Consider the following 11,792-nt stretch of genomic DNA (forward strand, 5'->3'; position numbering starts at 1 on the left):
AGGCCCTTCTTGGCAAAAATGGCGTAAAAATGGTGAAAATACTGTTGAACGGTGAGGAAAGGGAGGTTACGGCCACCACACTCACGGCTCTGATCGATGAAATCGGGCTAGAAGGTCGCAAGGTGGCCATCGAGAAGAATCTCGAAATCGTACCGCGTTCGACCTATCTGTCCACGGCGATCGCCGATGGCGACCGTGTGGAAATTGTACATTTTGTAGGAGGCGGCTAATGGACGACCAAGCTTTGAAAACAGAAACATTGCCAGAGACCTGGAGTGTTGCGGGCCGCACCTTTACGTCGCGTCTGATTGTCGGTACCGGCAAGTACAAAGACTATGCCCAGAATGCCGCCGCCGCCAAGGCCTCCGGTGCCGAGATCGTGACGGTTGCCGTGCGTCGCGTCAACCTGACCGACCCAAATCAGCCCATGCTGATGGATTACGTTAAGCAGGACGAGTTCACCTATCTGCCCAATACGGCTGGTTGCTTCACCGGTGAGGATGCGGTGCGTACCCTGCGTTTGGCGCGGGAGGCTGGTGGCTGGAATCTGGTCAAGCTCGAAGTGCTCTCCGATCCCAAGACACTCTATCCGGACATGGAAGAGACGCTGCGCTCGCTCAAGCTGCTGGTGAAGGATGGCTTCGACGTCATGGTCTATTGCAGCGACGACCCGGTCTATGCGCGCAAGCTGGAGGAGGCGGGTGCCGTCGCCATCATGCCGCTGGCTGCGCCGATCGGTTCCGGTCTGGGCATCCAGAACCCTGTCACCCTGCGCATTATCATTGAGAACGCCAAGGTGCCGGTGCTGGTCGATGCCGGGGTTGGCACAGCTTCAGAAGCAGCAGAAGCCATGGAACTGGGATGCGACGCTGTGCTGATGAATACGGCTATTGCCGAGGCGAAAGACCCGATCCGCATGGCGCGCGCCATGAAGTATGCAGTCATGGCCGGTCGTGATGCCTATCTGGCTGGACGGATGCAGCGCAAGCTCTACGCCGATCCGTCCTCTCCGTTAGGTGGTCTGATCTAGGACTTATTCGCAGCTCTGGCGGCCTCTACGGCTTTTTTCAGAGCATCGATCTTGGCGCCATCGATGGCCTGATCACCGATGACGAAGGTCGGCGTGCCGGTGGCGCCGATGTCAGCGCCGAGCGCCACCACCTTGTCGATATGCGCCTGGATGTCGGGAGTGGCGGCGAGGGCTAGGATCTGCTTCGGATCAACACCGGCCTTGGTGAGCGCGGCATCGAGATCGGCTTCTGATTTGATGTCTTCGGTCATGAAGGCGTAATGCACAGCCTCATAATGACCCAGCCGGGCCGCCGCTAAGGCCCGTGCCGCCAGGGGGCGGGAGTTTTGGCCGATGACCGGGTATTCCTTGACGATGATGGCGACGTCGGGATTTTCGCCTAAAAAGTCCTTGAGCGCCGGTGTCGAAGCCCGGCAATAGCCGCAATAATAGTCAAGGAACTCGACGATCTTGATAGGCGCGTTCGGATTGCCAAGAATGGGGTCGGCCTTGTCGTTGAACAGCGAGTCGTGATGGCTCTTGATGCCGGCCTTCAGGGCCTGCGATCGTTCTTCATCTCTCTGGGCTGACAGTTTGTTGCTTGCGGTTTCCAGCATGGCCGGACGGTTCAGCATGCCGTGCTCGACAACGAAACTCTGTACCTGCGGTACGAGATAAGGGGCGCCAGCCAGGACAACGGCGAAGAGGGCAAGGCCGGTCGTGATATTAGCCTGCGAAAAGACATCCTTCCAAAGATAGGGGCGGATGGGCGGGGCGGCTTGAGGCGTGTCGGGATCGGTCACTTAAGAGCTTTCTAATTGCGACGGCGGCGCGTCGTTTCTTTTTCCACAGGCGCAATACCCATTTCGGAAGAGGCGGTCATAACGATATCGCGGGCGCGGCGATATTCGGGTGAGGTGGCGTCGAGATATTTTTGCGACCACACCGCCGAGGTGCGGGCCGCCATATAGTCACCTTGGTAAAACTGGGCTTCAGCGGTGGACAGGCGTGCCAGACCCGGCTGATTCAGCCCGTCATAGGCCTGAGCCAGTTGCTCCCAGGCGAAGCTGTCGTCTTCCTCGTATTTGATTGACTGCTGGAGATGCTCCACGGCTTCATTCAGGCTGTCCTTGCCGCCGACGGCAATCAGGGTCTGCCCCAGATTGAGTTGCAACAGCGGCGCCTGAGGCATCAGCGATACCGATTTTTCATGCGCTGGCTTGGCCAAAGCGGCGCGGCCGGTCTCGAAATAGATCTGGCCCTTCAGTTCCCACAGGTAGGGATTGTCAGGCTGCTCTTCCAGCATCTTATCGAGCAGCACGATGGCCTGATCCCAGTTGCCCATCTTGTAGGTAGCGATGACACGGGCATAGCGGGCCGGGTAGGAGGTGTTGTTTTCCGGATATTTCTGGAAGGTCTTGAGGGGGCTGTCGAGGAAGCCGGACAGCTTGGCCTTGACGATATCGAATTGTGCCAGGGTCTCAGGGCTATCGACCACGCCATAGTGCGGCTGACGTTCGGCGACGCCACGCAGAGCCTGGATGCGTTCACGCGACAGGGGGTGGGTGCGGAAAAATTCGTAGCGATCGGCGTTGCTGAAGGTTTCGACATTGCGGAACTTGTAGAAGAAATCGACCAGGCCGCGCGACGACATGCCGGCCTTTTCCAGCGCCTTGACGCCAGCGGCGTCAGCGGCTGATTCCTCGGTCTGGATGTAATGCAGGGCGCCGAGCGTGCCGAAGGTGCTCGAACTGACCATCAGATTTGCGCCAGCATCGGGTGCGCCGGCAAGGGCTGCGATGACGCCAAGACCAAGCGAGACCGCCATGGGCATGCGGGCGGCGCGTTCGATCTCATCGGTGCGCATCATATGGCCGCCGCTTAAGTGGCCGGTTTCGTGGGCGATAACGCCGAAAAGCTGGTTGGGCGTATCGGCTTCCATGATCAGGCCGGTGTTGAGACCGATGCGCAAACCGAAGGTGGCGAAGGCGTTGAGATCGTCACTGGCGATCAGCAAGTAATGTACGCGATCGGCGTCGAGACCGGCAGCGCTCAGCACGGGCCGCGTCTGGCTTTTCAGGAAAGACTCGATCTCGGTGTCGCGGATAACGCTTTGCGCCTGGGCGATGCCAGGCAGAGAGAAGAGGCACAGGCCGATAAGCGCAGACAGCAGGGTGGTCAGGCACCTTATGGAGGCGCCCCCTATCCTTTTGGTCAGCTCAAAATAAGCCTGCATGGTCTAACCCCGCTGGTTTCCGCCTGTCATGAAATCTAGGCAGGAAGCGTGACAAATCTAAGGCGGGCACTGATGTGTATCAATGCCCGCCTATAAGATAGCTTATACTTTTAAGTGATTAGCGGCGCCACCAGCCACGCTTTGGCTTTTCAGGTGGGGCCGAAATCTCGTTCGGGTCTGGCTCGGCCGCGATTACCGGTGCGACTGCCGCCGGCTCGGTGACGACAGGCTCGGGCGCTGCCGCGACGATCGTCTCGGTAACGACGACAGGTTCCACCACAGTAGCGGCCTCGACAACCTTCTTGGCGCGGCTGCGGCTGGCGCGGGCCGGCGCCTTGACAGGCTCGGCGACCACTTCGCCAACTGGCACTTCGGCAACAGGGGCCTCGACAGCGGCCGGGGCTTCGGCTTCCGCCTCGACCACCTTTTTGCGTGAGCGCGTTTTACGTGCCGGCGGAGCTATCTCCTCGACTGGCAGATGCGGCGGCTCGGAGGCGGCGAACGCGGCCTCGGGGTCGATATTGACATCCTTGGTCAAGGGCATAGGCGCGGTGTTGTTTTCCGCGGCGGCCTCATCGACCGACGATTCAACAACAGACCCGCCTCTGCGGCTACGACGCGGCGGACGCTGGCGCTTGGGCGCTGGCTGGTCGCGCAGCGCTTCCGGCACGAGTGAGATCGGTTGCGTGCTTTCAGCACCGAGGGCCAATTCCGCATTTACCGGCGCCGGGTTGCGTTGCGGACGCTCGGACGACTCCGATTGTTCGCGCCTTTGCTGCTCTTCAAACGGGTCGATCCAGACATACGGCGCCTCAAGCGAAGGCGTGCGAGCACGCACCCAGCTATAGGTTTCGCGCGGACGGCTATCGAAGCCGGCACGGCGGCCACCCCGACGGCCACGACGGCGGCGGCCCTTGCGGAAGCCATCTTCGCCGATGCTGTCATCGTCTTCACCGTCGTCTTCACTTTCGGAAGCTTCCGTATTGGCGGCGACAGCAGGACGCTCATCACTGTCACGATCACGGCCGCCACGGCGACGACGACGACGTTTGCCGTTACGACCGCCCTCGCGGTCTTCGCGTTCCGGGCGCTCGGCGCGCTCACCACGTTCCGGCCGCTTTTCGCCATCATCTTCCTCATCTTCGTCGGACTCGATGATTTCGTCATCGATCTCCTCGTCTTCTGCCACGTCGGGCGTGGTGTCGAAGGCGATGGGCTCGGGACGGACCGGAGCAACGAAATCGACCTCATCGGCATGGACCGTGCGGACGATCTGCGCGTCGGTGTGGCCAAGATCGGTGTCGATTTCGACATTGACCTTCAGGCCCCATTCGAGGCGCAGCTTGGCGAGGTGAACCTGCTTTTCGTTGAGGATGTAGAGCGCCACATCCATCGGCAGCTTGACCGTGATGGCGCCGGCGCCATTTTGCATGGCTTCCATGTCGATCTTGCGCATCGCCGAAAGGGCGGCGGAATCGACGGAGCGGATCCGGCCCTGACCTTCACAGTGCGGGCAGACAATGGTGGTGCCTTCCAGGAAACCGGTGCGGCGGCGCTGGCGGCTGATTTCCATCAGGCCGAAGCCGGAAATCTTGCCCATCTGGATACGGGCGCGGTCTTCGGCGAGCGCGTCCTTCAGCTTCTTTTCGACCGAGCGGTTGTTCTTCGATTCATCCATGTCGATGAAGTCGATGACGACCAAGCCGGCGAGATCGCGCAGGCGCATCTGGCGCGCCGATTCTTCGGCGGCTTCCATATTGGTCTTTAAGGCCGTGGCCTCGATATTGCGTTCCTTGGTCGACTTGCCGGAGTTGACGTCGATAGCGACGAGGGCTTCCGTCTGGTTGATGACCAGATAGCCGCCCGATTTCAACGGCACGACAGGCGAATAAATTTTCGAGATCAGGTCTTCGACGCCATAGCGCGCAAACAGCGGCGTGTTGGCCTTGTAGAGCTGGATTTTCTTGGCCTGTGAGGGCATGATCATCCGCATGAAGTCCTTGGCGGAGCGGTAACCGTCCTCGCCCTCGACCAGCACGCCGTCAAAATCCTTGTCAAACAAGTCGCGGATGGCGCGCTTGACGAGATCTTCTTCTTCATAGATCAGGGCGGGCGCGTTGGACTTCAGCGTCGTTTCGCGGATGGTTTCCCAGACCCGCAGTAGGTAATCATAGTCGCGCTTGATTTCCAGCTTGGTGCGCTTGGCGCCTGCCGTGCGGACAATCAGGCCCATACCATGCGGCACATCAAGGCTCTGCACCAGAGTCTTGAGGCGCTTGCGATCGGCGCTGTTGGTAATCTTGCGCGAAATGCCGCCACCACGCGCTGTGTTCGGCATCAGCACGCAATAGCGGCCGGCCAGCGACATATAGGTGGTGAGGGCAGCGCCCTTGTTGCCACGCTCTTCCTTGACGACCTGAACAAGCAGGATCTGGCGCCGCTTGATGACTTCCTGAATCTTGTAGCGGCGGATCAGGTGCTGGCGCAGGCGGCGCTCTTCATCGGGCAGATCGTCGCTGTCGTCATCGTGATCTTCGTCGTCGCCTTCGTCATCACCATGATTGTTGGCGTGGGCCGCCTGTTGCAACTCGGCAATCAGTTTCTCGCGGTCAGCGACCGGGATCTGATAGTAGTCAGGATGGATTTCGTTGAAGGCCAGAAAGCCATGACGATTGCCGCCGTATTCGACGAACGCTGCCTGCAGACTGGGTTCTACGCGAGTGACCTTGGCGAGATAGATATTGCCGCGGAGTTGTTTTCTTGCGTGGCTTTCGAAATCGAACTCTTCAACCCGTGAGCCGTTCATAACGACGACACGGGTCTCTTCCGTGTGCGTCGAGTCGATTAACATTGTTTTTGACATTAAAGGTATCTCCGGAGCGCTCGGACGCATCCAACCGCGAAAGCCTCGGCTTTGCGGGGAAAAAGGCGTGGCGCTGATAGGGGGTGTGCAGGCGCGCGCAGGCGAAGATGACGTCTCTGACATCTGTCTTCGCTGAAAATCCGTTACGGAGGCTCAAGGCGCAGCCCATTTAAAGTATAGTTCCAAACTCGTGTCTGCGCGTAAAAAGCCGCGCAATTCTATAAGGCCGTGATGCTGGTTCCGGGCGAAAGGCGCTTTCAGCCTATCCGGCGGTAACCGCAGGACCGGCATGAGAGCGAGATGGTAGCGCATTCCCGTCATCACAAGGGTTCGTCATATAAGTCGGCGAAAAGTCTGCGCTTTGACCGGACTCATAAAGGGCGATACCCATTTGTCACATGTCCGCAAAATGGGGAATACGTCAATCTAATTCTTTGAGCGCGTTAAATCCGACACATCATTAATGAGTTGGAAACTAAAAATGTAAAAAGAACAGTAACCGTACCCTTTAATCGTATTTCTACATCCCTGTGGCATTGTGATGGGAATAAGCAAATACCCTATGGGTTAAAAACACAGAATGTGGTGCGTAGAGTGATTATGAAGCGACACAATATCTTCGCCGGTGCGAAAAGAGCCCTTAAGGCGATGACGCTGGCTGGTGTCCTATGCACGGGCGCGCTTGTTGTTCAGCCTGCCATGGCGGATGTGGCTCAAAGCGGCGATGTCGTCAAGGTTCGCATGGGCGGTGACGCCTCGCAGACACGTATCGTCATCGAACTCGGCAAGAGCGTCGCTGGCCAGGTCGTGACGCGCGAAGGTGAAACGTCGCGTCAGGTTATCGCCCTGCCCGATATTGACCTAGGCGATGCCATGAGCGGACAGGGGCAGGGGCTGGTCAAGGACTGGCGTATTGATAATGTCGCTGGCAGCACTCGCCTGAAGCTGAACTTCAAATCCGGCGCCAAGATCTATCGCCGTTTTCTTCTGCCGCCAGCCGATGGCATCAGCGTCTATCGTTATGTGATCGATGTGGTGCCGCAAAATACCGACATCTCGACGCCTAAGGTCGCACCCGTGCCGGTCATTCCTACGACTGTGCAAAGCCAGACGCAACTGGCCGCTACCAAGATGCGCACCAAGAAGATCGTCGTCATCGATGCCGGTCACGGCGGCAAGGATCCCGGCGCGCTCGGTGGCAATACCTATGAAAAGGACGTTAATCTGGCCGCCGCCAAGGCGCTGCGCGACGCGCTCACCAGGACTGGACGCTACACGGTGATCATGACGCGCGACACCGACAGCTTTGTCGATCTCGCTGCCCGCGTCCGCATCGCCCGCTCTGCTGACGCCGACCTGTTCATTTCGCTGCATTCCGATGCTGGCGGCAACGGCGACACTAGTGGCGCCTCGATCTACACCCTGTCGGATTCAGGCACTGAACGCGCCGCCCGAAAAGCTTTGGTCAAGGGCGATTGGTCCCTGGCCGACGGCGCTTCGACCGATGCCATGGTCAACCGTATCCTGATCGATTTGACACAGCGCGCCACCAAGAACCGTTCGGCCACTTTTGCGCAACTGGTCATGGACAATATCAGCGAAAGCACGCCGTTGCTGAAGACCAATCTGCGCCAGGCCGGTTTGTTCGTCCTGCTGGCGCCCGATGTGCCGGCTGTGCTGCTGGAAATGGGCTTTGTGAACAATGCGAAGGATGAGGCCATGCTCAATGATTCGCGCCATCGCGCCATCATGATGGGGCAGGTGGCCAAGGCGATTGATCTGTATTTCGCCAATAATGTTCAGTATGCCTCCTTTGCGGGCCTGAATTAAGTTTCAAGCTTAAGTCTCTGAAATATATAAGGCCCTGTCGCTTTCGACAGGGCCTTTTCTTTGTTCTGAAATCCGCCGGGAGCAGCTTTTGGTCGTCGCTTGCTCCTGGTGATGAAATTTATCCGAATGGCTTTGCCTAATGCCTGCGGTTTGCTAAGTGTAAGGGTAAACGTGTCTTGAGCCGCCCGTCGGGCGGCTATGTGGGGATGCGGGACGCACATCTGTTGTGTTGGAGGTCGCTTGCTAAGGTCGTCTGAGCGTTGGTTTGCCATGGCTGGTGTCGCCGTGATGACGGCTGTGGCCATTGCGGGCTTCGCGGTCGCGGTCTATGCCGCCTGGCTTTTCCATGACATGCCCGATGGCAGCGAACTGGCCGACTTCCACCCGGTGACCTCGGCACGCGTTTTTGCCTGGGACGGCACGCTGATCGGTGAATATGGCCAGGAACGCCGTATCTACGTGCCTTACAGCCGGATGCCGACGCGCGTGACGCAGGCCTTCCTTGCCGCCGAAGACCGCAATTTCTTCACTCACAATGGCGTTGATGTCAGCGGCGTATCGCGCGCCATGGCTAAGAACGTCTTCAACCTTTTGCGTGGCAAACGCTTTGAAGGTGGCTCGACCATCACCCAGCAGGTCGCCAAGAACCTGTTGCTGAACAATGAGCGCACGGTCGGCCGCAAGCTCAAGGAAGTCATTCTTGCGCGCCGGCTGGAAAACTCTCTGCCGAAAGAGCAGATTCTTGAGCTGTATCTCAATGACATCTACCTCGGTTATCGCTCTTATGGCGTTGGTGCCGCCGCGTTCAACTATTTCGGCAAGTCGCTGGATGAGTTGTCCTTAAGCGAACTGGCGTTTCTTGGCGCCTTGCCCAAGGGGCCGGAAAACTATCGTCCCTCGACCCACAAGGCCGCTGCGATCGCGCGTCGCAACTGGGTGATCGGCGAAATGCTCAAGGCCGGTTGGGTCGGCCGTGCCGAAGCTGAAGCGGCGATGAAGGAAGATCTTGTCATCCAGGACAAGCCGCGTCGCGCCAAGTACCAGGACGCCGACTATTTCGTCAGTGAAGTCGAACTGCGCGCCAAGCGGCTTTTCAACGACGCCATCTATACCGACGGTTACTACGTCAAGACGACGCTTGATCCCAAGTTGCAGACTATGGCGCGTGAAGCCCTGATGACGGGGCTGGAAACCTATGATCGTCGCCATGGTTGGCGTGGCGCATGGTCCAATATTCCGGTCACGGACACATGGGAAGGCGAGGCCGAGGCGGCGGAAGACAAACTGCCGGAATCACGCCGCGCCCCTTCGGAGCGTCCGAACTGGCAGATTGGCCTGATCGAGAAAAGCTCCGGCGCCGTGCGCGCCATTGACGGTGGCCATGGCTCTATCCGCGGTGATGATTTGGCGTGGGCGCAGGCGACACGCGGCCTGAAAGCCGGCGATCTGGTTTATGTCTCCGAAGACACCAAGGGTGTTTATCGCCTGCGTCAGGTTCCGAAGGTCAATGGTTCTCTGGTCGCGGTCGATCCCTATTCGGGTCGCATCGTGGCGATGGTCGGCGGTTATTCCTATTCGCTGTCGAAGTTCAATCGCGCCACCATGGCGCAACGTCAGCCGGGCTCTTCGATCAAGCCGTTCGTCTATGCTGTGGCTCTCTCTAAGGATTTCACGCCTGCCTCCCTGGTCGATGACGGTCCGATCAGCATGATGGGCGGGGATGGCAAGCAATGGTCGCCCGAGAACTATGAGCACGACTATCTGGGCATGCAGCCGATCCGTCGCGGACTTGAGCTGTCGCGCAACCTGATGACCGTGCGCCTAGCGCAAAAGGTTGGCATCAAGCCGGTGACGCAGGGCATCGTCAATTTCGGCGTGCTCGACAAGATGCCGAACGAAATGTCGATGGTTTTGGGGGCTGGCGAAGTCAATCCATACCGCCTGACCAATGCCTACTCGATCTTCGTCAACGGGGGTCGCAAGGTGAAGCCGCATTTGATCGACGAGGTGCAGGATCGTAACGGTAAGGTGGTCTATAAGGCCGATGAGCGCGTCTGTCCTTCAGCCTGTACAGCGGATTTCGACGGACTTGAGAGTCCGCGTCTCCAGCCGCAAGGGGACGTCGTGCTCGATCCGATCACGGCTTACGAAGTCAATTCGATGTTGCAGGGCGTGATCCAGCGCGGCACGGGTGCGGCGGCGCGTTCGCTCGGCATCCCGATGGGCGGCAAGACTGGCACGACCAACGACTATCGCAGCGCGTGGTTCGTCGGCTATACGGCGGAACTGGTGGTCGGCGTCTTTGTTGGCTTCGACGACAACAGTTCGCTTGGCAACCATGAGACAGGTGCTGTCGCGGCCTTGCCGATCTGGATGGACTTCATGAAGAATGCCAATGCGGGCAAGCCGATCCGCCAGTTCAATAAGCCAAAAGACGCGGTCTATATGTCGGTGCGCGGTATGGAAGAGGCTTTCAAGCCGGGTACGGAGCCTAAATATAATGCGGCGCCGGAGAGCGATGACGGTCCCAAGCCCTATCTCGACACCTGGACGGATGATGGCGATAACGGTGGGCCTGTAACGGTTGTGCCGGCCGAGGAACCGCCACCGCCGCCGAAGAAGCGGCAGGCCGAGGACGCCACGCCGCTTTACTAGAGGCGTTCTTTACGGCTTGTCTTTTAAGGCGACGCTCTGTAAACCCGCCCGACAAATCTGATCATTCAGGAACAAATTATGCGTTTGGATATCGAAGCGTCCGCTTCCGAGATCGAGCAGTCCATCGGACTGCTCAGGAGGCGTCTTTGACTGGGATGTCGCGCTGCGTCGTCTCGACGAATTAAATGCCAAGTCGGAAGATCCGACCCTGTGGGACAAGCCTGAAGCCGCGCAGACCCTCATGCGCGAACGCAACAAGCTGGCGGCCTCGGTCCAGTCGGTTTTGTCGATTGAAAAAGAGCTGAAAGACGCCATCGAATTCGCTGAACTGGGCGATATGGAAGGCGATGAAAGCTTGATCGAGGAGGCGCGCAGCCTGCTTAAGGACATCAAGTCCCGCACCGCGCGCGCCGAACTCGAAGCCCTGCTGTCCGGCGAAGCCGACGGCAATGACGCCTATCTCGAAATCAATTCCGGCGCCGGCGGCACCGAATCCAACGACTGGGCCGGCATCCTGCTGCGCATGTACAGCCGCTGGGCCACGGCGCACGGCATGACGATCGAGGTCGAGGAAGAAACGCAGGGCGAGCAGGCCGGCATCAAGTCGATCACCTTGCAGATCAAGGGCGAGAATGCTTATGGGTGGTTGAAGACGGAAGCCGGCGTCCACCGGCTTGTGCGTATTTCGCCGTTCGATTCCAACGCCAAGCGCCACACCTCGTTTGCTTCGGTCTGGGTCTATCCGGTGGTTGACGATACCATCGTCATTGACATCAATCCGGCCGACGTCCGCACCGATACCTACCGCGCATCGGGTTCCGGTGGCCAGCACATCAACAAGACCGACTCGGCCGTGCGCCTGACGCACATTCCGACAGGGATCGCCGTCGCCTGTCAGGCCGGTCGTTCGCAACACGCCAACCGTGATGAAGCGTGGAAGATGTTGCGCGCCCGTCTTTACGAGCAGGAACTGCAAAAACGTGAAGCGGCGCAACAGGCACTGGAAGATTCCAAGACCGATATCGGCTGGGGGCACCAGATCCGATCCTACGTGTTGCAGCCCTACCAGATGGTCAAGGATCTGCGCACCAACGTCGAAACCTCGGATACGCAGGGCGTGCTCGATGGTGATCTCGATGCCTTTATGGGTGCTTCTCTGGCGCAGCGGGTCGGCGTTACGCGCGACGCTTGATTCCAAA

General features: G+C 58.9%; 8 protein-coding genes. 5 read left to right on the plus strand and 3 right to left on the minus strand.

Features of this window, described 5'->3' with window-relative positions:
• The first annotated feature begins 32 nt into the window (after window positions 1-32).
• Together thiS and B060_RS0101930 are read left to right on the plus strand one after the other, a co-directional pair.
• On the plus strand, window positions 33-230 hold the full coding sequence (thiS, locus tag B060_RS0101925; protein ID WP_026172516.1) for a sulfur carrier protein ThiS: 198 nt from the start codon (window positions 33-35) through the stop codon (window positions 228-230).
• Window positions 230-1,030, plus strand: coding sequence for a thiazole synthase (locus B060_RS0101930; RefSeq protein WP_018080063.1), 801 nt, complete (start codon window positions 230-232; stop codon window positions 1,028-1,030). The genes thiS and B060_RS0101930 overlap by 1 nt, the downstream gene beginning before the upstream one ends.
• On the opposite strand, the gene B060_RS0101935 is transcribed toward B060_RS0101930, so the two are convergent.
• From B060_RS0101935 to B060_RS0101945, 3 genes are all read right to left on the minus strand, one after another.
• Window positions 1,027-1,812 carry a DsbA family protein gene (locus B060_RS0101935; RefSeq protein ID WP_018080064.1) on the minus strand — a complete coding sequence of 262 codons (786 nt, stop codon included), beginning with the start codon at window positions 1,810-1,812 and terminating at the stop codon, window positions 1,027-1,029. The genes B060_RS0101930 and B060_RS0101935 overlap by 4 nt on opposite strands.
• 11 nt (window positions 1,813-1,823) lie before the next feature.
• A complete protein-coding gene (locus tag B060_RS0101940; RefSeq protein WP_018080065.1) occupies window positions 1,824-3,245 on the minus strand; it encodes a M48 family metalloprotease in 1,422 nt (473 codons plus the stop codon).
• 118 nt (window positions 3,246-3,363) lie between these two features.
• The gene (locus tag B060_RS0101945) at window positions 3,364-6,108 is read right to left on the minus strand and encodes an Rne/Rng family ribonuclease (RefSeq protein WP_026172518.1); all 2,745 of its coding nucleotides are present in this window, start codon (window positions 6,106-6,108) and stop codon (window positions 3,364-3,366) included.
• Window positions 6,109-6,708: 600 nt separating this feature from the next.
• Between B060_RS0101945 and B060_RS0101950 the strand changes: the two genes are divergently transcribed.
• The 3 genes from B060_RS0101950 (at window position 6,709) to prfB (ending at window position 11,785) form a co-directional block, all read left to right on the plus strand.
• Window positions 6,709-7,938 carry an N-acetylmuramoyl-L-alanine amidase family protein gene (locus B060_RS0101950; protein WP_018080067.1) on the plus strand — a complete coding sequence of 410 codons (1,230 nt, stop codon included), beginning with the start codon at window positions 6,709-6,711 and terminating at the stop codon, window positions 7,936-7,938.
• A gap of 270 nt (window positions 7,939-8,208) precedes the next feature.
• Window positions 8,209-10,593, plus strand: coding sequence for a penicillin-binding protein 1A (locus B060_RS0101955; protein ID WP_018080068.1), 2,385 nt, complete (start codon window positions 8,209-8,211; stop codon window positions 10,591-10,593).
• 78 nt (window positions 10,594-10,671) lie between these two features.
• A protein-coding gene (prfB, locus tag B060_RS0101960) for a peptide chain release factor 2 (protein ID WP_155847542.1) occupies window positions 10,672-11,785 on the plus strand; the annotation gives its coding sequence in 2 pieces (ribosomal slippage) (window positions 10,672-10,740 and window positions 10,742-11,785; 1,113 coding nt in all).
• Window positions 11,786-11,792: the final 7 nt, after the last annotated feature.

Origin of the sequence: Asticcacaulis benevestitus DSM 16100 = ATCC BAA-896 (assembly GCF_000376105.1) — a bacterium.
GTDB lineage: Bacteria > Pseudomonadota > Alphaproteobacteria > Caulobacterales > Caulobacteraceae > Asticcacaulis > Asticcacaulis benevestitus.

Bases quoted from the DNA above. Each gene is read 5' to 3' on its own strand.
- B060_RS0101930 (WP_018080063.1), top strand. From the start codon at position 230: ATGGACGACCAAGCTTTGAAAACAGAAACATTGCCAGAGACCTGGAGT.
- B060_RS0101940 (WP_018080065.1), bottom strand. From the start codon at position 3,245: ATGCAGGCTTATTTTGAGCTGACCAAAAGGATAGGGGGCGCCTCCATA.
- B060_RS0101945 (WP_026172518.1), bottom strand. From the start codon at position 6,108: ATGTCAAAAACAATGTTAATCGACTCGACGCACACGGAAGAGACCCGT.
- B060_RS0101950 (WP_018080067.1), top strand. From the start codon at position 6,709: ATGAAGCGACACAATATCTTCGCCGGTGCGAAAAGAGCCCTTAAGGCG.
- B060_RS0101955 (WP_018080068.1), top strand. From the start codon at position 8,209: ATGGCTGGTGTCGCCGTGATGACGGCTGTGGCCATTGCGGGCTTCGCG.